Source organism: Glycocaulis albus (genome assembly GCF_014639075.1).
In the GTDB taxonomy this organism is placed as follows: domain Bacteria; phylum Pseudomonadota; class Alphaproteobacteria; order Caulobacterales; family Maricaulaceae; genus Glycocaulis; species Glycocaulis albus.
Window position 1 is genome coordinate 51682 of sequence record NZ_BMFS01000009.1, and the last position, 21399, is coordinate 73080.

The following is a 21399-nucleotide window of genomic DNA, read 5'->3' on the forward strand; positions in this document are numbered from 1 at the left end:
GGCGCGTCCCTGCCTGCCCTCCAATCCATACAGTGAAGGTTGCGAACCCATGAAACCGCTTTACCTGTTCAGCGCGGCACTGCTGACGAGCTCGGCCCTTCTGGCCCCGTCTGCCCTTGCCCGCCAGGCCGAGGAGGCGTCAACCGCCTCCGAACCCGTCGAGACCATCTCGGTGCGCGGCCAGTTTATTCCCGAGCCTCAGCGTCGCACGGCGCAGGTAGCCAGCTTTGTATCGGCCGAAGACCTGGAGCGTTCCGGCGATTCCAACGCTGCCGTCGCTCTGACGCGCCTCAGCGGTCTGAGCATTGTCGGCGGCCGCTTCGCCTATGTGCGCGGTCTTGGCGACCGTTATGCAGCAGCGCTTCTGAACGGCTCTCCGCTTCCGAGCCCGGAACCGCTTCGCCGCATTGTTCCGCTCGATCTCTTCCCGTCCGAAGTGCTCGATGGTGTCGACGTCCAGAAAACCTATTCGGCGAATTATGGCGGCGAGTTCGGCGGTGGCCTCATCACCCTGCGCACGCTGCGCCGTCCGGTTGAACCCTTCTTCAACGTCTCCGGCAGCATTGGCTATAACACCGTAACCACGGGTGAAAACGGCCTTACTCATCGCGGCTCCAACGCCGATTGGCGTGGTTTCTCCGACCGGGTCCGTGACATTCCAGGCCCGCTGGCGGAAGTGCTGCGCAACAACCAGACGCTGGGCAGCCTGAGCCCGGCAGAGCTTGAAGCGGTCAGCGAAAGCGTGGTGATACCCAACCTGCTGGTCGTTCAGTCCATGGACCTGCACCCCGATTACTCGGTGTCGGGCAATGGTGGCTACTCGTTCATGCTTGGCGGGTTCGACATGGGCCTGGTGGGCGCGGCGGGCTTCGATGCCGGCTGGAGTATCGAGAATGCCCAGCGGCAGCGTGTGCGCGGTGACATTCTCGGCACGGATCTGACCTCGAACCTCACCTCCTACGAGGCGACAGCCAATTCGCTCGTCTCTCTCTCGGCCGAACGTGGTGATCATGCGCTGGGAGCTACGCTGTTCTACGTGCACTCCACGCGCAAGGACACGCAGCTGACCCGCGGTGAGGACTTCAATGCCCAGGGCGGCCGTCCGATCTATCGCGAGAGCACGGGCTGGTTTGAACGCGAACTGGCCATGTTCCAGCTAACGGGCGATCACAGCTTCGGCAATCTGGAGGCGCGCTGGCGCGGCTCTGTTGCGCAGGCGACACGTCAGACTCCGTTCCTCCAGGAGCTGACCCGTCTGGAGCAGGCCAATGGCGATATCGCCTTCACTTCGGCGGCGCGCTACGAAATCCAGTTCACCGATCTCACCGATGACCTGACCAACCTGGGCGGTGAACTGCTCTACACCTTCAACCTGCCGGGCTCGCGCGAGCTGGTCCTGATGGTTGGTGGTGACACGACACGTACCGAGCGGGAATATACTACGTTGTTCTTCCGCATGGCGGGCGGTAACTCGCTCCCCGCTGATGTGCAGATTGCCCGTCCGGACTTCCTGTTCTCGCCGGACAATATCGGCCCGTCGCGCTTCCAGCTGACCGAGGTCCAGAACACCCAGTCCAACTATACGGGTGAGCTGGATGTGGATTCGGTGTTTGCCCAGGCGGATCTGGATATCACCAGCTTCATCCGCGCCACCGTGGGCGTACGGTACGAAGATGCGGTACAGACCGTCCAGACCTTCAGCCGGTTCGGCCAGCTTGGCCGGGGAGCGGTGCTGGACAATGATTATGTGCTGCCGGCAGCCACGGTCACGTGGAATTTCGCCAACGACCTGCAGCTGCGTCTTGGCTACTCGCAAACGATTGCGCGTCCGCAATTCCGCGAGTTTGCCAATTCCGGCTTCTTCGATCCGGAAAGCCAGCGCAGTTTCCGCGGGTTTGACGGCCTGGTCGACTCCGAGCTGACCAATTACGACGCGCGTCTGGAATACTATCTGGGCCGCGATCAGTTCGTCACGGCAGCCGTGTTCTACAAGGAAATCCTCAACCCGATCGAGGAGGTCCAGTTCGAGACCGCCTCTTTCGTGTCGGAAACGACCTTCCTGAACTCGCCGAAGGCCGAGCTGCAGGGTATCGAGCTGGAATACCGCCAGTACTTCCAGTTCCCGCTGGATATTGGCTGGTTCCGCGAGCGCGACTGGCGCTTTGCGGTCAACTACACCTACACCCGGTCGGAGATCATCGCTCCGGCCGGCACGCAGGTGCTTGACCCGATCAGCGGCACCTTGCGTGATGCGTCCTTCTTCAACCTTGACGGTTCGAACCTTCAGGGCACGCCGGAGAATATCATCAACGCACAGTTCGGCTGGGAAGGGGACAATGACCAGTTCACCCTTCTGGTGAACTGGGTGGATGAGCGCATTCTCCAGCGCGGCTTCAACTCGCCGTCGGGCGTGCTCCCGGACGTTATCGATGAACCTGGTGTCCAGCTGGACTTCCAGTACCGCCGCCGCTTCCAGGCGATGGGCCGGGAATTCTCGCTGGGCTTATCGGGCCGCAACCTGCTGGACGAGCAGCACCGCGAGTACCAGCGCAACGAGACGATCGGCGAGACCGAGTTCAACACCTATGATCGCGGCCGCACCTTCTCGCTGAGCCTGTCGGCCAGCTTCTAGAGGGCGTCTAACCCGAGACTGGAAACGCCCGGAGCCTTGGCTCCGGGCGTTTTCGATTCTCAGCATACTGCCATAACCAGTATATGGCTTTGCAAGACTGTCACGAACTTGCGTTACACGGCTTGACCAAAAGCGGGTGGATAACGTGAGCCAATGACCAGTTCCCGGCCCAGCCAAGCCGACCAGCGCGCCATGTCCAGGAGCCTTCCCGGTTTGGCCGGCCGCGCCGTGCCAGCCATTGTGCTGGCGCTTGAACTTGCCCTTGTGGCGCTGGCCGGAGCGCTCGCCGCTTCGCTGGTCTGGACGCTCGTCTATGGCAGCTACACTACCGTTTTGCCCAGTCCGTCAGACAACACAGCAATGCGCGGGGCCGGCCGCGCCGAAGGCGTGGCTCCCGGCTCGGCTGCCGGACTTTTTCGGGCGGGCGCTGTCTCTGTCAGGCAAAATGTAGAGATACTGCCCGAGACCCGGCTGGGATTTTCGTTGTTCGGTGTGCGGACCGGCGCCACGCCACAAGACGGCAGCGCCATTATCGAGGCGGGCGCTGGCGGACAGCGCAGTTACGGCGTCGGCACTGATCTCCAGGACGGCGTAAGGCTGGAGGCGGTTCACGATGACAGGGTCGTCATCAGCCGTAATGGCAGCCGCGAGGTGCTTTATCTTACGGAGCGCGCCCGCGCCCGGCGCACGGCGCCAGCCGAACCTCTGCAACCGGTCGCGCTGGCCGGTGTCCAGCTTGCCCCCCATCCGCTCCAGTCCGGCGGTGAGGGTCTTCGTATCGAAACCGTTCCGCCTGCACTCGCCGCTCTCGGATTACAGTCCGGCGACATTATCGCCACGGTCGATGGCGAGACGCTGACCCCTGAGCGGGTGTCCGCGCTTTCCGCCCGCCTGGCAGACGGCTTCCTGCCTGCCAGCCTGTCGCTCGAACGTGCTGGCGAGCGGCTATCCCTGCAAACAAGGTCAGCCCCATGATTGTCCGTATTGCCGCCATCCTGGCGTCCCTGATCCTTTTGTCCGGCGTTTGCGCCGCGCAGGAGAGTGAACGCACGACGCTCAATTTCCGCAATGCCGACATGACGGCCTTCATCGAGGATATGGCCGCGCTGACCGGCTATACTTTCGTGGTCGATCCGCAGATACGCGGCGTGGTCACCATTACCTCGCAAGGCCCGGTTACGCGCGAGGAGGCGTTCCAGGTCTTTCTGGCGACATTGCGGGTTCATGGCTTCAGTGCGGTTCCCACGGCGCCAGGCGTCTACCAGATCCGGGCCGAGCGCGAGGGCGCGCGGTCAGGAGCGCCCCTTGGCGCAGATGATGGACTGTTCAGCACGTCGGTCGTGCGGCTCCAGTCGGCCAGCGCGCGCGAGGCGGTGCGCACCCTTGCCTCCATGGTAAGCGCGGTTGGCACTATCATGGCACTGGAAAGCGGCAACTCCGTCGTCATTGTTGATTATGCATCAAATATAGCCGCTATCGAGCAGGCGCTGCGCGCTCTGGACCGCGACAATACCGTCATCGAGATGGTCGAGCTGCAAAACGTGTCGGCAGACGAGATGGCCCGCATTATCGAGCGCCTGCGCCAGCCGGCCTTCCAGGGTGAGGATAATCGCCGCTACGCCTTCAATATTGCGCCCGTTCCGGCATCCAACACGCTGTTGATCCGCGGCGAAGCCAGCGCCGTGCGCGATATCATCGCGCTGGCACGCCGGGTGGATGCGGTCAGCCGCTCCAACCAGAGCTTCCGGGTGATTGCGCTGAGCCATGCTGATGGCGCAGCGCTATTGCCGATACTGGAGCAGGTTTCGGTCAGCCTCACGCCCGCTGACAGCGAAGGCAGCACGGCGCGCCGGGCCTCCATTGCCCATCACGCACCTACCAATACCATTGTGGTCAATGCCGACCCCGACCAGCTTCGCGAGCTGGAACTGGTGATCCGCCAGCTCGATGTGCGCCGGCCGCAAGTGCTGGTGGAAGCCATCATTGTCGAGATATCCGATCAGGCTGCACGTGATCTGGGCCTGCAATTGCTGCTCTCGGGCAATGAAGGCAGCGCGACTCCCTTCCTTGCCACGCGTTATGGCGCATCACCGGATATTCTGGCTGTCACCGGCGGGCTGACGGCGCGCGGCGATGATGAGGCGTCGGAAACATTGCGTGAAGCCGCGATCCAGTCGCTTCTGCGCTCCAGCGGCGCGCTTATCGGGGTGGGCGGACAGAACTCCAACGGCGCCATCTTCGGCGCGATCCTCAATGCGCTGGAAGCCGATACCGGCTCTAACATCCTGTCCAAGCCGTCCATCCTTACGCTCGACAATGAGGAGGCCTCCATCATTGTCGGCCAGCAGATTCCGATCACGACCGGCGAGGTGCTGGGCGCCAACAACTCCAACCCGTTCCGCACGATCGAGCGCCAGGATGTCGGCGTGCAGCTGCGCGTCCAGCCGCAGATCTCCGATGGCGACACGATCCGCCTGCACCTGCGTCAGGAAGTGTCATCGGTGGCCGGACCCGTCAGCCAGACCTTTGCCGAGCTGGTGACCAATAACCGCGCCATTGAAACGACCGTTCTGGCCGATAATGGCGAGATCATCGTGCTCGGCGGCCTGATTGAACGCGATGAGCAGATCAGCGATAGCGGCGTGCCGGGCCTTAGGCGGATACCGGTTCTGGGCCGTGCCTTCCGCAATGAGGCCCGCTCGGACCGGCGTACCAATCTCGTCGTCTTTATCCGTCCGGTCATCGTGCGCAATGCGGCAGACATGCGGGCCCTGGCGCTGGATGCCTATGCCACCGCGTCGGCCGAACAGCGCCGCGCCACTGACGGGCGCGGGTCCAGCCTTGAAGACCTGGTGCACATGATGATGGACGCGCCCCCTGCCGAAAGCGGAGGTCAGTAGCGGCAGCAATGTCACGGGGCCTTCTCACATACGCCTTTGCCCGCGAGCATGGCATCGCATTCCAGCCCGGAGACGCCCCCGGTTTCCTGATGCGCGGCAGCGCGGATCCGCTGGCGTTTGCCGAAGTAGTGCGCGCGGCCGGAATGCTGGCGCCGGTCACAGCACTGTCCGATCCGGCCTTCGACCGGGCCCTGTCGGAAATCTATGCCGCCAATGCGCTGGCCGCTTCGCGCGAGGAAGCCGGGCAGGGCGACAGCCTGTCGCGCCTGATCGAGGACATGCCGCAGGCTGAAGACCTGCTGGCATCGGATTCCGAGGCGCCGGTGATCCGCCTCATCAACGGGCTCGTGGCCGATGCCATCAGGGCCGGGGCATCCGACATCCATGTCGAGCCGTTCGAGGACCGGGTCTCGGTGCGTTTCCGTCTCGATGGTGTACTGGATGAACGCGTCAGCCTGCCGCCGCACCTGGCGCCTGCTCTCGTCTCCCGCCTGAAAGTCATGGCCCGGCTCGATATTGCCGAGCGGCGTGTGCCGCAGGATGGCCGGGTCACGCTGACCCTTGCCGGGCGGGGCGTGGATGTGCGCGTGTCTACGCTGCCCTCGCGCCATGGCGAGCGTGTGGTGATGCGTCTTCTGGAGAAGAACAGCGCCCTGATGGCGATTGACGCCCTGGGCATGCCGGCGGCTGTTGCGGCGGGCTATCGCCGGGCGCTGGAGCAGCCCAACGGCATTATCCTCGTTACCGGCCCTACCGGCTCCGGCAAGACGACCACGCTCTATGCCGGCCTTACCGCCCTCAATGACCAGACGCGCAATATCCTCACCATTGAGGACCCCGTGGAGTACGCGGTGGACGGAATCGGCCAGACGCAGGTCAATACCCGCGTCGGGATGACGTTTGCTGCCGGATTGCGCGCCATACTGCGCCAGGACCCCGATATCGTCATGGTCGGCGAGATCCGCGATGGCGAGACCGCGCGCATTGCGGTTCAGGCGAGCCTGACGGGCCATCTGGTTCTTTCCACCGTCCACACCAATTCGGCAGCCGCCGCGATTGCCCGCCTGCGCGATATGGGCATTGAGAGCTATCTGCTCGCCAGCACGCTGAGCGCGGTACTGGCCCAGCGTCTGGTGCGCCGCCTTTGTCCGCACTGCCATGAGCCCTATGAGGCGAGCGAGCGTGAGAAAGCGCTGGCCGGCGTTTCCGGTCCGCTGACGCTCTATACCCCGCGCGGGTGCGAGGCCTGCCACCATACCGGCTTTGCCGGGCGGCAGGGCGTCTATGAGATCATCATGGTCGATGAGGGCCTGCGCAGCCTGATCCATGACAATGCCCGCGAGGCGGAACTCGCCCGGCATGCCTTCGCGCGCGGCGGAGGCCTGTTCGAGACGGGCCTGGAGCTGGCGCGCACCGGCGCAACGACACTCGCCGAAGTGCTGCGCGTATGCCGTGAGGAGGGCGAGCGCGATGCCCGCCTTTGAATACAGCGCGCTGGACGCAAGCGGCCGCAAGATGCGCGGCGTGATCTCGGCGGCTTCGGGCGTGGCAGCACGCACAGAGCTGCGCCGCAGGCAGCTTGCCCCGCTGAGCGTCGAACGCGCCGATGAGGTCCGCCGCTCGGGTCAGGCAGGCTTCAGCCTGTCAGCGCTAAGGCGCGCGCCGTCGATGCCGGCTTCCGCACGGCTTCTGATGACGCGCCAGCTCGCAACACTGGTGGAAGCCGGACTGCCGCTCGCCGAAGCGCTGCAAGTGGTGTCGGCGCAGACGGCTCATGCGGCCTCGCGCCGGATCCTTATCGCCTTGCGTGAACGGGTGCTTGAGGGCGAGCGCCTGTCGGCGGCCATGGCTGCTTTTCCGGCAAGCTTTCCGCCGGTCTACAGGGCGATGGTGGCGGCCGGTGAGAGCTCCGGCGCGCTGGGGCAGGTGCTGGACCGGCTGGCCACCCATCTGGAAAAGTCTGCAGCGCTATCGCGCAAGGTGATGACGGCGCTGATCTATCCGGGCGCGCTTGCGGTCACGGCAATGGCCGTGATCTGCGTACTGATGGTCGCCATCGTGCCGCGCCTTGCCGCCCAGTTCGACACGATGAGCATTACTCTGCCGCTGCTGACGCGTGCCGTGATCGCCCTGTCGGAGTTCCTTCAGGCCGGATGGCTGTTCCTGCTGATAGCGCTGGTGCTTGCTGTAGTGGTCGTCAGGCTGCTCCTTCGCCGGCCGGCCATTCGCGCCCGGCTGGACCGCACGAGCCTCTCCCTGCCGCTTCTGGGCGGGTTTCTGCGCAAGCTGGAAGCGGCGCGCTTTGCCCGGACCCTGAGCGTGCTCCTGGCGGCGGGAACAGTACTGCCCGACGCCCTGCGTGCCGCCCGCAAGGCGACCGCCAACACCCATATCGGCGCGGCACTGGATGCCGTGACCGCAGAGGTGGAAACCGGCCGCACCCTCTCTTCCTCTCTGGAAAGCGCGCGCTTCCTGCCCGCCCTGACCCTGCATATGATCGCAGCCGGCGAGCGTTCCGCCGCGCTGGAAACCATGCTGCCGCGCGCCGCCGACCAGCTGGAAGGCGAGCTGGAAGCAGCCAGCTCCACCGCGCTCGGCCTGCTGGAGCCCGCCATAATCATCGTCATGGGCGCGGTCGTCGCCCTGATCGTGCTCTCCATTCTCCTGCCCATCCTCCAGCTCAACACGCTGGCGCTCAACTGAGACCGAAGGAGGCCTGACATGCGCTTGCCGACATCCCCGAGAGACACCGAAGCCGGTTTCACGCTGGTGGAGATCATGGTTGTGGTGGTGATTATCGGCCTGCTGGCGACCGTGGTCGTGCTGAACGTGCTGCCGAGCCAGGACCGCGCCCGCATCGAGAAAGCGCGGGCCGATATCGGCCGTATCGAACAGGCCGTCGAAATGTTCCGCCTTGATATGGGCCGCTACCCCACAACCGATGAAGGTCTTGAGGTGCTGGTGACGGCACCCGCCGATCCGCGCCTTGCCGCGCGCTTTCCCGAGGGCGGTTATATCAACCGCCTCCCCGAAGACCCCTGGGGCGGGCAATACCAGTACATGTCGCCCGGCGAGCATGGCCGGTTTGATGTCTGGTCACTGGGCGCAGATGCCCGGCCGGGCGGCGAAGACAACAACGCCGATATCGGCAACTGGACGGCCCCATGAGCAAAGCCCGCCGCCAGCGCGATCAGAGCGGGTTTTCGCTCGTTGAGGTGATGGTGGTCATCGCCGTGATCGCGCTTGTCTCCGTGGTGGCGGTGACACAGATCACGCCGCCCCGTCATGCAGTGGATACCGAGGCGGAACAGCTGGCCCTGCGCCTCGAAACCGCACGCCGCAATGCGTTGGCGACAGGTGCCGTTCTGGGCTTTTCAATCGACCCGGATGGCGCCGGCTACACCTTCATGGATTTCCATGCCGAGGGGTGGCGGGTGCGCCATGGTGACCGTACGCTCGGTCCTGTCCGCTTTGCCGGTGAAGTCCGGCTGGGCGCAGTGACAGGTACCGACGGCCGGGTGCTGGACGTACCGGTCCCCGATCTCTGGTTTGATCCCGCCGGCACCGAACCGCCGGTCACCCTGTATTTGCGCGGGCAGGGCAGGGAGTATCAGCTCCTCGTCTCCGCACTCGCCCCGGTGGAGGTGAGCGATGCGCGCTGATGCCGGGTTTTCGCTTGTTGAAATGCTTGCAGCCCTGGTCGTGCTGGCGATTGCGGGACTTGCGCTGGTCCAGGCCCTTAGCCAGTCGGCGCGCGCGGCCACGTTGGCCGAGGACCGGGCGCTGGCGGCCATGGCGGCGGAAAACGTGCTGGCAGACTGGCGGCTGGAGCGTACGGGGCCGCCTCGCACTGCGTCGGGCCAGTATGCGTTTGCCGGGCGCGATTACGAATGGCGCATCGAGATGGCTCAGACATCGGAAGCAGGCCTTGTCGCGGTAAGCCTCGAGATCAGCCCGGCAGGCAGTTTCAACCGCGGCCCGGGCTTCACGCTCACGCAGTTCGAGCGGGCAGAGCGATGACACGCGAAGCCGGTTTCACGCTTGTCGAGGTCATGGTGGCGCTGTCGGTCTTTGCGCTGGTCGGCACCATCTCTACCGGGCTGCTCGTGACCACTATCGATGCGCGCGAGCGGCAGGAAGCCGCGATGGAGCGCCTGTCGGAGTTGCAGCAGGTGCGCGCGCTCTGGCGCGATGATGCGGCGCACATGGTGATGCGTCCGCACCGCACATCCGATGGTGGTTATGATGGCGCGGCGCTGTCTGGCCCGTCAGCCAGTGCGTTTGCCTTCGATGAAGACCAGGGCCGTCTGGCCGCCTTCACCCGCCGGGGCCGTGCCAATCCGGGTGAGGCGGCGGACCGCTCCAGCCTGGTGCGCGTGGTGTGGCGTGTGGAAGACGGAACCCTGTTCCGCGACATATGGACGGTCACTGATCCGGCACTCTCCACCACGCCGCAGACGATGATACTGGCCGAGGGCCTTGAAGACGTTGCCGTCCGCTTCCGCTATGGCCGCAACTGGCTCGACGCGCCGGTACGCCCCGGACCCTCCGGCGATGCGCCTATGCCGGACGCCCTGCGGCTCGCCTATACCGACGCGGCAGGCCGCGAGATCGAGCATATCGCGCTGACCGCGTCTGCGGGGGTGTCCTCATGAACGTACGGCGCGAGAATAGCGAACGCGGCGCCGCGTTGATCACGGCCCTGATGGTGGTCGCCTTCATGGCAGCTGTCAGTGTCTCGCTGGTAGAGATGATGCGCAGCCATCTGCAACGCACCAGCGTCATCGAGGACCGTCTGCAGGCAGCGGCCTATCTCGATGGTGCGGTGAGCTATGGCGAAGTGCTGATCGCCCGCTTTGCCGGGGATGCAGACCAGCGTTTCACACCCGCGGGCCCGTGGGACGGGGAGGCCCGCATTTTTCCGCTCGACAATGGCGAAATGGCCGCGCGCGTGCGGGATCGCAATAACTGCCTGAATATCAATGCGCTTCACACGCATGGCGGCGATGGCGAGGCAGACCGGCTGGCTGCTGCCCGGATGCGCGCGCTTCTGGCGGCGCTGGATGTCGCACCCGGCGATGCGGAAAGCCTGATCGCGCAGGCGGCCGACTGGATTGATCCTGACCGCATGCCCCGCCCTGGCGGCGCCGAGGACGAGACTTATCTCGCCCGATCCGAACCGTTCCGCGCTGCCAACCAGCCCTTCACCGAGCTCGCTGAGCTGCGTCTCCTTCCCGTGATGACGCGCGCCTTGTATGTGCGCATCGCGCCGTATCTCTGCGCCCTGCCTGTCAGTATACAGCCGCCGGTCAATGTGAACACGTTGCGCGGTGATGAGGCTGTGCTGATAACCGCGATCACTGAAGGTACAGTCAGCGTGCAGGCCGCGCAGCAGGCGCTGTTCCGCAGGCCGACCACCGGATTTGAAAGCCTCGAGGCCTTCTGGGCAGATCCGGCACTGGCGCTGCTGAGCGCGGAGGAACGCCCGGAAGCGGCGGTGGCGCTGCGCTCTGAATGGTTTGAATTGCAGGTGAGCGTGCGCCTCGGCGAAGCGCGCCTGTCGCGCAACCAGACCGTCCGCCTGGACCGAACCGGACAATTCACGCGCCTGACGCCGGTACAGGGAGCGGTGTGGTGAGCGCACGTCTGATCATAAGCCTGCCTGCCGAGGCAGACGATGCGATCAGCTGGTCGCTATGCAGCGCCTTTGGCGATGTGCTCGATTCCGGCGAGGGTCTGGAAACTTTCACATTGCCGGCTGGCATTGCCGTCTCGACCACAGTCGTCATCATTCCGGCGGGCCACGTCCATATGCGCCGCCTTGTGATGCCGGCCCGTAGCGACAATGCCGCCCGGCAGGCCGCGCCCTTCGCGCTGGAAGAATATCTTGCCACCCCGCTGGACACACAACGCATCGCTTGCGGCACCGCCGATCAGGGCGGCGTGCGCTGGGGTGCCGCGCTCGATGCCAATCTTGCGCAGCGTTGGCAGAGCGCTCTGGAGGCGCTGGCTGTCCGCCCGGTCTTTGCGATCAGCGAAGCCCTGCTGCTTGACCCGGCTGAGGGCGAACTTGCGCTCGCGGTGCACGGAGCCAGCCTGCTCTGGCGCTATCGTGCGGGCACGGAGGACACCGCGGGCAGCATCCCCGAGGCGCTGGCAGACATGATGATCCCGGCATTGATCGCCAGCCATCAGCCTTCGCGCATCACGCTGGCGGGCGGGCAGGGCACGGATTGGCCTCAGCTGACGCAAACCCCGCTCCATCGTACAGGGCCGCTCGATCCGGTGCAGGCAGCGGCAAGCCTCGATATCGCGCGATTACAGCTGATGCCCGCCCTCTTCGGCGCGCGTCTTGCCGCGTCGCTGGACTGGTCTGCGCTGTTGAAACCTTGGCGGCGTGCGGCCGGGCTTGCTGGCGTAGCTGCCGCTCTCGCTCTGGCGGGCATTGGCGCTGAGGCGGCGTGGCTTGCCGGTGAAGCCCGGCGCTATGAGGAGGCAAGCCGCTTGGCATTCGCCGAGGCTTTCCCTGATAGCCGCCGCATCGTCAATCCGCGCGCCCAGCTGGCCCAGCGCCTGCGTGAACTGGAGGCCCAGGACGCCGGAGGTGACAGCTTCCTTCAGCTGGCGGGCGCACTGGCCGGCGTGACACAGGGCCTGTCCGGGATCGAGATCGTCGCGGTGCGTTTCGAGGCAGGTCAGCAAGCCCTGTCTGTCTCGGCGCGCTATGGCGGCTTTTCCGATTTCGAGGCGCTGCGGGACGCGGGCGAGGCAGAGGGGCTGGAGATTGCCGATGCCGGCGCGCGCCAGGGCGCCGACGGTGTCAGTGGCGAGTTTATAGTGAGATGGCGGCCATGAAGGATGCGATACTGTCGCGCTGGCAGCGCTTCACCGTGCGAGAGCAGGCCCTGCTGCTGGTGGGCGCGCTGCTGGCGCTGGTGTGCGCCGTCTGGCTCGGGCTGGTTCAGCCTGCGCTGGACTGGCGGGAGCGCGCACGCCTCGCCTATGTGGGCGCCGCGGGCGACTACCGGATAATTGCTGACGGTGTGGCGCGCCTCTCCGCCCTGAATTCGGCCGAAGCCGGCGTCTCTGATGAACGCGAACCGGTGCGCAGCGTGGTGGCCGGTTCTGCCAGCCGCGCCGGGATCGTCCTCTCCCGTGTGCTCCCCGATGATGCCGGACGGCTGAATGTGTGGATTGACGGGGTAGATGCGGCGCGCCTGATGGTCTGGCTGGAAACATTGTCGCAGGAGCATGGCGTGACCGTGTTGCGCGCAGGTATCGAACAGGCCGGGCGCGGCAGCGAAGTGCGCGCCCAGCTGCTGCTGCTGGGGCGGAGCGGGGCATGAGGCGCCTCTTTCTGTACGTCTTCGCCGGTGTTCTGGCGTTTGCCGTTGCCGCTATCGCCCTGATGCCCGCCAGCGCCCTCCATGCGCTCATTCTTGTCCCGCGCGGCGTTCAGGCCGGTCATGTTTCCGGCACCGTCTGGAACGGATACTGGCACGATGTGCAGCTTGGTCCGGTGCGCCTCACACGTCTGGAAGGCGGCCTGGAGCTCTTGTCGCTGCTGCGCGGCGGGCCTGCCTTTCAGATGAGTGTGTCTGACCCGCGCGGACGCGCTGAGGGCCGTCTGGTGGTACGCGATAATCGTGTGGAGCTGCTGGGAGTTTCAGGCCGCATTGTTCCAGCTCGGCTGGTTACGCTGTCGGGGCCAGGCCGGGCCGTGCTGACCGAACCGGTGATTTTCTCCGGCATCGATATCCGCTTCGGGCCGCACGGCTGTGAAGCCGCATCGGGCGAGGCCAGGTTTGGCGGGTTGCTGGCTATCGATAGCCGCAGCACGGGCAGTTTGCCGGTTCTCGACGGCACGCTGGAATGCGCCGGCAGCCTCCCCGCCATCCGGTTTGCCGGCGAGACAGATGACGTGGCCATCGAGGGTCATGCCCGCTTCGGGTCCGGCGCTGTGAACTGGAATATAGCCGCGCAGCCGCGCAGCGATGCGATGGCGCTGACCTTGCGCTCTGTCGGGTTTGATGGCAGCGGTGGCACCTTGCGCAATGCAGGCCGTACCGTCTGGGACGGGCGCTGATCTGTCTGCAGCGGTCAGCCTGGTACTCATAATCGAATGCGAGCAGCTCCATGACCGATACCCGTCTCGACACGCTCGAAATCCATATCGCCCAGCAGCAACAGGCCATTGACGATCTGTCCGAGGCACTGGCGCTGCAGCAGAAGGATATCGAGCGGCTGAAAGCCAGCCTGCATCGCTCTGACAGCCGGATTGCCGAGCTGGAAGCCGGTCTGCCTGCCGCCGCGGTTGAAAAGCCGCCGCACTACTGAGCGCAGATCGCTGGCTGACGCTGCAGGGAACCGCGAGCGGGCTTGCGCGCTTAGTTGATACGTGTCCGCTGTTCGGTTCCGTCATGTTCGTGCGCATCCTTGTTGGCCTTGTGGCCATACTCTTCACGGCGTGCCTCGCCCTGGTTCTTGTGATCCAGCTGGCGGGGTGGGACTGGCTGCGCGGCCCGGTGGAGAACCGCGTCTCCCGCGCGCTTGACCGTCAGGTGACGATCAGCGAACCGCTTTCCGTGCGATGGCGGTGGAATTTCGTGCCCCGTGTACGGGTCGACAGTGTCACTATAGCCGACGTGGACTGGACCGGAGACGCGCATTTCGTCGTGCTGGACCGCGCGGTAGCGGACATTGCCGTACTCGACCTTCTTCGCGGACGTGTGAACTTGCGCGAAGCCTGGATCCGGGGCCTTGAGCTGCGCCTCAGCGTGGATGAGGAAGGCCGCAATAACTGGGGTCTTGGCCGGGGAGACGGACAGGGCCGCATCCCCATCGTCGGCGGGCTGCATCTGGTCGACAGTCAGGTGATCTACCGCAATGCGGCGCGCGATGTGTCCTTCACCGCCCATCTCGATACGGTCGCGGCGGAGGATGAGGCAGGCGCGGACCGCACCTCCATCTCCGGCGAGGGTGAGATGCGTGGTCGTCCGTTGAGCTTCACCGGCGAGGGTGACGGGGTGATGCGCCTGCGCGATCCCGATCAGAGCTTTGCGTTCCGGCTCGATATCGAAGGCGGCGAGACACGCTTCGCGTTTGACGGGCGGCTGGGACCGGGAGGCAGCTTTCGTGAGATTGCAGGTTCACTCATGCTGCGCGGCGAAAACCTGCGCGGAATTTACGAGTTCACGGGCATTCCTGTTCCCGACACGCCTCCCTATGAACTGACGCTGGATCTGGCGCGGGCAGGCGATGTCTGGCAGGCGCGCAATATCGAGGGCGTGGTAGGCGATAGCGACCTCTCCGGCCGGCTCGACTACGATACTGGACGCGACCGGCCCTATGTCGAAGCCGAGCTGTCCTCCACCACGCTGGATTTCTCCGATATCGGCATGCTGATCGGCGCTCCGGCCATTGATCCTGACGACATGAGCGAAAGCGGGCTGGAGCGTGCGCAGGCGCGTGCCCTGCGTGCCGAGGGACGCATCTTCCCGGCAGCGCCGCTGGATGTGGAGCGGATCTCCGGTGTGGACGGCCGCCTGGTTTTTGAGGGGCGGGAGGTAACCGGCGCCGGGCAGGCTCTGACCGGGGTCTCCACGGTTATCAGCCTCGATAACCGGGTGTTGCTCTTCGACCCGCTGGAATTCGGCTTCCGAGGCGGACGGCTCGATGCGCGCGTGGAGGTGGATGCCAGCGGCGGAGAGACGCTCACATCTGCTGACGGGCGCTTCTCCGGTCTGCGGCTGGAGGATTTCATCCCCAATGACCGGGTTGCGGGCGCGATCTCTGGCGAGGTCAGCCTCACCGGGACCGGAGACAGCATCAGGCGCGCCATGGCCAGTTCAGACGGCCGCATTACGGTTGTGCTCGACGAGGGCAGTATTTCGCGGCGCACGCTGGAGCTGATAGGGCTCGACCTGCTCAACTACGTCTTTGCCAGTGACGAGGCGGTGGCAACCTCCTGCGGAGCCGTCGATATCGAGGTGGAAGGCGGCACCGGACAGGCCGGGACCTTTCTGGTCGCCACACCGGACAGCCAGATTCACGGCGAGGGCGCGTTCGACTTTCGCCGTGAACGTTTCGATCTGCAGATACAGGCGCGCGACACGAATCCGAATGTCGGATCGCTCGGCGGACCGGTCAATATCAGCGGCACCTTCCGCAATCCGCAGATTGCACCTGACGATGAAACCTATGTACGCGGCGCCGCCAGCGTGGCGCTGGGCGTTCTGCTGAGCCCGCTCGCCAGCGTGCTGGGCACCGTCCAGGTCGACACGGTCGATGGAGGTGTATGCGAGCGCCTGCTGGGGCAGGCGGATAAACAAGGGGGCGCTTAGCCTGCGGCCGTCACAAATCTGAGGCTTGCGGGGACGGGGTGCGGCGCTAGGCTCCTGTGCTGTAAAAAATGCCCGGAGGCGCCCCCGCGTGAACACTCTCGCCGCCAACAAGCCGCCTGCCGATGTGAACTACACCTTCTCGGATGCGGAGCTGGCCGCTCTCATGCCTTACGGCGAAGCACGCTGGCATGAGGAGGGCGAAGTGTTGACCGTCCAGGGCGAGCGGGGCGGCGACTGCCTCGTCACCCTGTCGGGCGAGACGCATATCTTCATCGACGACATGGACGGGCCGGTGCGGCTCGGCTGGATGGAGCGCGGCCAGTTTGCCGGCGACATTGGTGTGCTGACAGGGCAGGCGGCACTCGCGCGCACGATCATGGGCAAGGCGGGCGAGGTGCTGCACATCCCGTTTGCCGCCTTTCAGCGCCTGCTCGTCGAGAACTCCGCCCTGTCGGATGTCTTCGTGCGCACGCTCTCAGCCCGGCGGGCCTTCGCCCTCGCGCGCGAGGGCTATTCGGTGATCGTGATCGGCTCCGCGCTGGACCGCAGCGTGTTTGCCCTGCGCGACTTCCTGACCCGCCACGGCCTGCCTCACGCATGGTTGGACCCGGACACCAACTCGCTTGCAGCGCCGATCATGGAGGCCAAAGGCCTGACCCGCGATGACCTGCCCGCCGTGGTGCTCAGCGCCTCGCGCGTGATGGTCCAGCCGACGGTGAGTGCGCTGGCGGAGTATTTCGGCTCGGATCTTCTGCCCGATGGCGCCGCGGCGGATGTGATCGTGGTGGGCGCCGGACCAGCGGGTCTGGCGGCGGCAGTCTATGCGGCCTCCGAGGGGCTGACCGTGGTGACGCTGGACGCCGAGGCGCCGGGCGGCCAGGCGGGAACCAGTTCCAAGATCGAGAATTATCTGGGCTTTCCCATGGGCGTTTCGGGCCGCGAGCTCGCGGACCGCGCTGCCATTCAGGCGCAGAAATTCGGCGTGCGCCTCGCCGCGCCGGTAAAGGCCTGCGCGCTGGAGCGGCTGGAGAGCGGCTGCTACTGCGTGAGCACGGCCGATGGCCGCAAGCTGGAGGCGCGTGCGGTCGTCATCGCCTCTGGCGCACAATACCAGCGCCTGCCGGTCGGCGAGGCGGAAGCCTATGAGGGCCGAGGGCTCTATTACGGCGCCTCGCCACTGGAGGCACAGCTCTGCGCCGGTGCTGATGTGGCGATCGTGGGCGCGGGCAATTCGGCCGGGCAGGGCGCGGTGTTTCTCGCGCGCACGGCGCGCCACGTCCATGTGCTGTACAGGCGCGCTGATATTCGTGAAACCATGAGCGAATATCTGGTCCGGCGGCTGGAGGAGCAGCCCAATATCACCCTGCATCCGGCCACCGAGATATCGGGTCTTGCCGGTACCGCTGATGGCGCACAAGGGCGCCTGCACGCGCTCGAGGTGACGACGCCGGCCGGCAAGGCGCAGATAGAGGCGGGTTTCGTCTTCCTGTTCATTGGCGCTGCGCCCTTTACGGACTGGCTTCCCGCTGGCCTGGCCCGCGATGCGAAGGGCTTCGTGAAGACAGGCCCGCAGATCGAGCCGCGCGAGCTGGTGCGCGGCGGCTGGGCGCTCGACCGTATGCCGTCTGCCTATGAGACCAGCCTTGAGCGGGTCTATGCGGTGGGCGATGTGCGCTCAGCTTCGGTAAAGCGCGTGGCGAGCGCGGTTGGCGAAGGTTCGGTCGTGGTCAGCGCCATCCATGCCGCGCTCGCGGAGTTCGGACGGCCAGAGTAAGCCGGCACTACCGCTCCCACGGAAATACCTCCTCAATGGATTTGCCAAACACATCGGCAATCCGGTAGGCGGTTTCCAGCGTGGGCGAATACTTTCCGGCCTCGATGGCTGCGATCGTCTGACGGGTGACGCCCACTTTCCGGCCGAGCTCGGACTGGGTCATCTCTCCCGTCAGAAAACGCAGCACCTTCACCTGGTTGGTGAGCCTGGATTCAGACACGCCAGCCCCTCCGGTAGCTGGTAATTACCACGACGCAGCTGACGATCTCTGCAATCACGATCACAAAGATGGTTGATTGTACGATTTCCCACGGCGTTGCCTCAAACGGCATCACACACCCGACGAAAATCATCCCCACCAGCAATACCCCGTAAGCAATCGAGCGCGCCCTGCGCTGTATCGCGCGGTCGCGCTCGTCGGGCGTAACCAGTTCGCCCGGTTCGCGGCGGCTGCGGGCCACCAGCATGCTGAAGCCGATGACCAGGCCAGACGCGGCTGCGGCTGCTGTAAGCAGCCCAAGGCGCGTGAAGAGACCGACTTCGCCGGACGCCTCCAGCACGGAAATGGCGACGAAATAGCCACCATAAAAAACGGTCAGGGCACCCAACCACACCCAGGAAAACTGTTCACGTTCGCTCATCGCGGCCTCCGCCAGAAAATCTGTAATTCGGAGCGAACATGATGTTAAAAATTATAAACATCAAGTAAAAAATTATGGCGCAGCCCGTTTCCATACTGCCCCTTCAGGCCCGGTGCGATTGCCACACAGGCCGGGCGCCCGCTAGATAGGTGCGGGAAGGGCGTATGGCGTGCGGGCGGTCAATGAATCTCGATTCCTGGAAATCCCAGATGCGTAAGGGCGCAGCCGAATTTGCGGTCCTGTCGGCCTTGCGCGAGGGAGAACTTTATGGCGTGGAACTGGTCGCGCGCCTGACCGGAGCAGACAGCGTGGGCCTTTCCGAGGGGACGGTTTATCCCCTGTTGCGCCGCCTGCAGTCGGATGGACGCCTGCAGGCCCGGTGGGAAGTCAATGACAACGCGCCTCCGCGCAAATATTATTCGCTGACGCCGGCAGGCCGGCGGGCCGTTGAAGGCATGGCTGCGTTCTGGAGCGAGTTCGAGACGCAGCTCAATCTGATCGTGAGGGCATAATGGGCAAGCAACAGCACGACATAACCGCCTACGCGGATGCCTTGCGTACAGCGTTGAAGGCGCTCCCGGAGGATGATCGAAGCGACATCGTCCAGGAGGCCTACACACATCTGGAGGCAAGCGCACAGGCGGGCCGTCTCGAAGCCACACTTGCCGCGTTCGGCACACCCGAAACCTACGCCTGCCAGTTCCTCGAGGACCAGGCAGCCGCCGGCACGGAAGAGCGCAATGTCTGGACGGCAGCGGGCAGTTTTCTTGGCAGTGTGGTCATGGGCCTGCTGGCCGTTGCCTTTGTTGCCGTCGCCATAATCGACATCCTGGTGCCCGCCTTCGGGATATGGGTCAATCCGGCGACCGGTGCGGTCTATTTCGGGCTTGCAGGCATGACCTCGCGGGCGCAGGAGCTGGCCGGCGCCTGGCTGTCACTGGCGTCGATGTCCGCAGCCTTGGCGACTGCCCTGCTCAGCTATGTGTCGGCGCGAGCCGCCATCCGCGAGGTGCGCCGTTACCTGAAAGCCTCATCCCGGCCGGTACCTTTGCCGGGCGCGCGATAATCCGGTGCCAGTTGCCGGCCGTTTGCCTTAGGGTTGCACAGGGACGATTCACGTCACTGGGAGCGGGTTGATGGAATTCCTGATTGTCGGGCTCGTACTGTTTCTGGGAATTCACTCTGTCCGCCTTGTCGGATTGCGCGGGCCCATGATCGCGGCGATGGGGCAGGGCGCATACTCGATTGTCTACTCGCTTGTCAGTGCCATCGGCCTTGCGCTCATCGTGTATGGCCACATCCTGGCTCACCCGTCCATGGCCGTCTGGGCGCCGCCTGAATGGACGCGCACGCTGGCGCTCGTGCTGGTGCCCGTCAGCATCATCCTGATCGTATCCGCCTATGTTCCGGGGCATATCCGTTCGGGCGTGCGTCACCCGATGACGCTTGGCGTTCTGGTCTGGGCAGTCGCACACCTTCTGGCCAATGGCGAGATCGCGAGCGTCATCCTCTTCGGCAGTTTTGCCGTTTGGGCTTTGCTCACCGTTATCGGCGCCTATGCGCGCGGCGGCAGTTTTGCAACCGAGGGAAAATGGTCCGCCGATGCCGTGGCCATAATCATCGGTCTTGTAGCTGCCGGACTGCTGGCCTGGTTCCACATGCAGTTATTTGGCGTCGCAGTGGTTGAATTTGCATCCGATCCCTACGCGCCAGGCATCTAGTCTTCATCGGGTGCCCGGCAGGCGGGTGCCAATGGGAGACTGACATGGACGAAGATATTCTCATACCGATCGCCTTCTTTCTGGCAGGCGTGATGATTGTACTCATCGCGGTGGGCGCTGCGGTCATCAACCGGTTCAATCTGCATGAAACCGTCCGCGAGGCCCTGCGTCAGGGCAAGACACTCGATGCGGATGCCATCAAGGCGCTGGGCGCACCAAAAAAGCAGGGTCAGGATAATGACCTGAAGTCAGGCCTGATCCTTGTCGCGGTGGCTGTGGGACTGGTGGTGATGGGCGCCATGTTCGGCCATACCATCCCGGCGGAAAATGATGATCCCTCGCTTACCTTCATCTTTGCCGGTATCGCGGCGATACCGGGCTTCATCGGATTGGTCCTGGCCGCTTTCGGGCTTTTCCAGAAAAGACATCCCGGCAGGTCGGCCGATTGAGGAGCGCAACAATACGGGCAGCGCGCCATGACTGATACCGACGAAGCGCTGGTGGCGCGCGTGACAGCAGGCGGAGACCGGCGCGCCTTCGCCATGCTGGTCTCTCGCCATCAGGGCGTGGTGCGGGGATTGCTGGCACGCCTGACAGGCGGCGCGCCGGAGGCTGATGATCTCGCGCAGGAAACATTCGTACAGGCGTGGAGGCGCATCGAGACCTATCGCGGCCAGGGCAGTTTCAGGCCTTGGCTGTGCCAGATCGCCTACAGCCGGTTTCTGATGGGATTGCGCCGGGAAAAGTCGCGCCAGCGCTTGCTGGATGCCGCCGCGCGCGAGCCGGCAGAGCTTGCATCCTCTCCCGGCCAGCCCGGCAGCCGGGTAGACCTTGACCGCGCTCTGGCCATGCTGGGCGATGACGAACGCCACTGCGTCGTGCTGTGTTATGCGGCCGGGCTCAGTCATTCGGATGCAGCCAGCATTACGGGCCTGCCGCTTGGAACAGTGAAATCCCACGTCACCCGCGGCCGCGCCCGGTTGAAGGACTGGTTTGATAGACAGGAGAGTGCAGCATGACGCGGCCAGATGAGCGCTTCGACGAGGATTTGCGCAGCCTGTTTGCAGCTGCGTCACCGGGGCCTGACCCTGCGTTCACTGCAGGCGTGCTCACCGCCTTGCCGCGCGCGCCCTGGCTGCGGCCGGCCATTCTGGCGCTGGCGGGCTTGCTGGGGGTTCTGATAGCGGGCTTTCAGCTTCCTGAGCTGGTGCTGGCCATGGATATGATCGCTGGCGGCCTGGGTGTTGCGGCAATCGATACGATGGGGGCCCAGGCACTGGCCATGGGCATTGTGGCCGTGGGACTTGCAGCGGTGACACTGGTGCTTTTCCGGCGAGGAAACCTGACCTGGTGAGACGGGCAATTTGTGCAATTGCGAACTTGGGCTA

Annotated in this window: 24 protein-coding genes; 22 read left to right on the plus strand and 2 right to left on the minus strand. The window is 64.8% G+C overall.

What is annotated here, in order from left to right; translation table 11 throughout:
* The first annotated feature begins 49 nt into the window (after positions 1-49).
* The 16 genes from IEV75_RS10315 to IEV75_RS10390 all read left to right on the plus strand — a co-directional run bounded on the left by IEV75_RS10315 (position 50) and on the right by IEV75_RS10390 (position 17649).
* The gene (locus tag IEV75_RS10315; protein ID WP_233351834.1) at positions 50-2632 is read left to right on the plus strand and encodes a TonB-dependent receptor domain-containing protein; all 2583 of its coding nucleotides are present in this window, start codon (positions 50-52) and stop codon (positions 2630-2632) included.
* A gap of 213 nt (positions 2633-2845) precedes the next feature.
* On the plus strand, positions 2846-3607 hold the full coding sequence (locus tag IEV75_RS10320; RefSeq protein ID WP_188452482.1) for a type II secretion system protein N: 762 nt from the start codon (positions 2846-2848) through the stop codon (positions 3605-3607).
* Positions 3604-5532 (plus strand): type II secretion system secretin GspD, encoded by a 1929-nt coding sequence (gene gspD / locus IEV75_RS10325; protein ID WP_188452483.1) that lies wholly within the window; start codon positions 3604-3606, stop codon positions 5530-5532. Before IEV75_RS10320 ends, gspD begins: the two co-directional genes overlap by 4 nt.
* An 8-nt stretch (positions 5533-5540) precedes the next feature.
* Entirely contained in the window at positions 5541-7016 is a 1476-nt protein-coding gene (gspE, locus tag IEV75_RS10330) for a type II secretion system ATPase GspE (protein WP_188452484.1), read from the plus strand.
* Positions 7003-8235 carry a type II secretion system inner membrane protein GspF gene (gene gspF / locus IEV75_RS10335; protein WP_188452485.1) on the plus strand — a complete coding sequence of 411 codons (1233 nt, stop codon included), beginning with the start codon at positions 7003-7005 and terminating at the stop codon, positions 8233-8235. Before gspE ends, gspF begins: the two co-directional genes overlap by 14 nt.
* A gap of 18 nt (positions 8236-8253) precedes the next feature.
* Positions 8254-8700, plus strand: coding sequence for a type II secretion system major pseudopilin GspG (gene gspG, locus IEV75_RS10340; RefSeq protein WP_188452486.1), 447 nt, complete (start codon positions 8254-8256; stop codon positions 8698-8700).
* Positions 8697-9194 (plus strand): GspH/FimT family pseudopilin, encoded by a 498-nt coding sequence (locus IEV75_RS10345; RefSeq protein ID WP_188452487.1) that lies wholly within the window; start codon positions 8697-8699, stop codon positions 9192-9194. The genes gspG and IEV75_RS10345 overlap by 4 nt, the downstream gene beginning before the upstream one ends.
* The gene (gene gspI / locus IEV75_RS10350; protein ID WP_188452488.1) at positions 9184-9552 is read left to right on the plus strand and encodes a type II secretion system minor pseudopilin GspI; all 369 of its coding nucleotides are present in this window, start codon (positions 9184-9186) and stop codon (positions 9550-9552) included. Before IEV75_RS10345 ends, gspI begins: the two co-directional genes overlap by 11 nt.
* A complete protein-coding gene (gene gspJ, locus IEV75_RS10355) occupies positions 9549-10187 on the plus strand; it encodes a type II secretion system minor pseudopilin GspJ (protein WP_188452489.1) in 639 nt (212 codons plus the stop codon). The genes gspI and gspJ overlap by 4 nt, the downstream gene beginning before the upstream one ends.
* Positions 10184-11170 carry a type II secretion system minor pseudopilin GspK gene (gene gspK, locus IEV75_RS10360; RefSeq protein ID WP_188452490.1) on the plus strand — a complete coding sequence of 329 codons (987 nt, stop codon included), beginning with the start codon at positions 10184-10186 and terminating at the stop codon, positions 11168-11170. Before gspJ ends, gspK begins: the two co-directional genes overlap by 4 nt.
* On the plus strand, positions 11167-12387 hold the full coding sequence (gspL, locus tag IEV75_RS10365; protein WP_188452491.1) for a type II secretion system protein GspL: 1221 nt from the start codon (positions 11167-11169) through the stop codon (positions 12385-12387). The genes gspK and gspL overlap by 4 nt, the downstream gene beginning before the upstream one ends.
* Complete coding sequence (locus tag IEV75_RS10370) at positions 12384-12878, plus strand: type II secretion system protein M (protein ID WP_188452492.1); 495 nt, start codon at positions 12384-12386, stop codon at positions 12876-12878. The genes gspL and IEV75_RS10370 overlap by 4 nt, the downstream gene beginning before the upstream one ends.
* A complete protein-coding gene (gene gspN, locus IEV75_RS10375; RefSeq protein WP_188452493.1) occupies positions 12875-13618 on the plus strand; it encodes a type II secretion system protein N in 744 nt (247 codons plus the stop codon). The genes IEV75_RS10370 and gspN overlap by 4 nt, the downstream gene beginning before the upstream one ends.
* Positions 13619-13668: 50 nt before the next feature.
* On the plus strand, positions 13669-13869 hold the full coding sequence (locus tag IEV75_RS10380; protein ID WP_188452494.1) for a SlyX family protein: 201 nt from the start codon (positions 13669-13671) through the stop codon (positions 13867-13869).
* 83 nt (positions 13870-13952) lie between these two features.
* A complete protein-coding gene (locus IEV75_RS10385) occupies positions 13953-15875 on the plus strand; it encodes an AsmA family protein (protein WP_188452495.1) in 1923 nt (640 codons plus the stop codon).
* 88 nt (positions 15876-15963) lie between these two features.
* On the plus strand, positions 15964-17649 hold the full coding sequence (locus IEV75_RS10390) for an FAD-dependent oxidoreductase (RefSeq protein ID WP_233351835.1): 1686 nt from the start codon (positions 15964-15966) through the stop codon (positions 17647-17649).
* A gap of 7 nt (positions 17650-17656) precedes the next feature.
* On the opposite strand, the gene IEV75_RS10395 is transcribed toward IEV75_RS10390, so the two are convergent.
* Positions 17657-17869 carry a helix-turn-helix transcriptional regulator gene (locus IEV75_RS10395; RefSeq protein WP_188452496.1) on the minus strand — a complete coding sequence of 71 codons (213 nt, stop codon included), beginning with the start codon at positions 17867-17869 and terminating at the stop codon, positions 17657-17659.
* A complete protein-coding gene (locus IEV75_RS10400; protein ID WP_188452497.1) occupies positions 17862-18290 on the minus strand; it encodes a DUF2178 domain-containing protein in 429 nt (142 codons plus the stop codon). Before IEV75_RS10400 ends, IEV75_RS10395 begins: the two co-directional genes overlap by 8 nt.
* 182 nt (positions 18291-18472) lie before the next feature.
* Between IEV75_RS10400 and IEV75_RS10405 the strand changes: the two genes are divergently transcribed.
* The 6 genes from IEV75_RS10405 (at position 18473) to IEV75_RS10430 (ending at position 21365) form a co-directional block, all read left to right on the plus strand.
* Positions 18473-18802 (plus strand): PadR family transcriptional regulator, encoded by a 330-nt coding sequence (locus IEV75_RS10405; protein ID WP_188452498.1) that lies wholly within the window; start codon positions 18473-18475, stop codon positions 18800-18802.
* The gene (locus IEV75_RS10410) at positions 18802-19356 is read left to right on the plus strand and encodes an HAAS signaling domain-containing protein (protein WP_188452499.1); all 555 of its coding nucleotides are present in this window, start codon (positions 18802-18804) and stop codon (positions 19354-19356) included. Before IEV75_RS10405 ends, IEV75_RS10410 begins: the two co-directional genes overlap by 1 nt.
* A 70-nt stretch (positions 19357-19426) precedes the next feature.
* On the plus strand, positions 19427-20011 hold the full coding sequence (locus tag IEV75_RS10415) for an NnrU family protein (RefSeq protein ID WP_188452500.1): 585 nt from the start codon (positions 19427-19429) through the stop codon (positions 20009-20011).
* A gap of 44 nt (positions 20012-20055) precedes the next feature.
* Entirely contained in the window at positions 20056-20460 is a 405-nt protein-coding gene (locus IEV75_RS10420; RefSeq protein ID WP_188452501.1) for a DUF6249 domain-containing protein, read from the plus strand.
* A gap of 27 nt (positions 20461-20487) precedes the next feature.
* Complete coding sequence (locus IEV75_RS10425; RefSeq protein ID WP_188452502.1) at positions 20488-21030, plus strand: RNA polymerase sigma factor; 543 nt, start codon at positions 20488-20490, stop codon at positions 21028-21030.
* A complete protein-coding gene (locus IEV75_RS10430) occupies positions 21027-21365 on the plus strand; it encodes a hypothetical protein (protein WP_188452503.1) in 339 nt (112 codons plus the stop codon). The genes IEV75_RS10425 and IEV75_RS10430 overlap by 4 nt, the downstream gene beginning before the upstream one ends.
* Positions 21366-21399 lie beyond the last annotated feature (34 nt).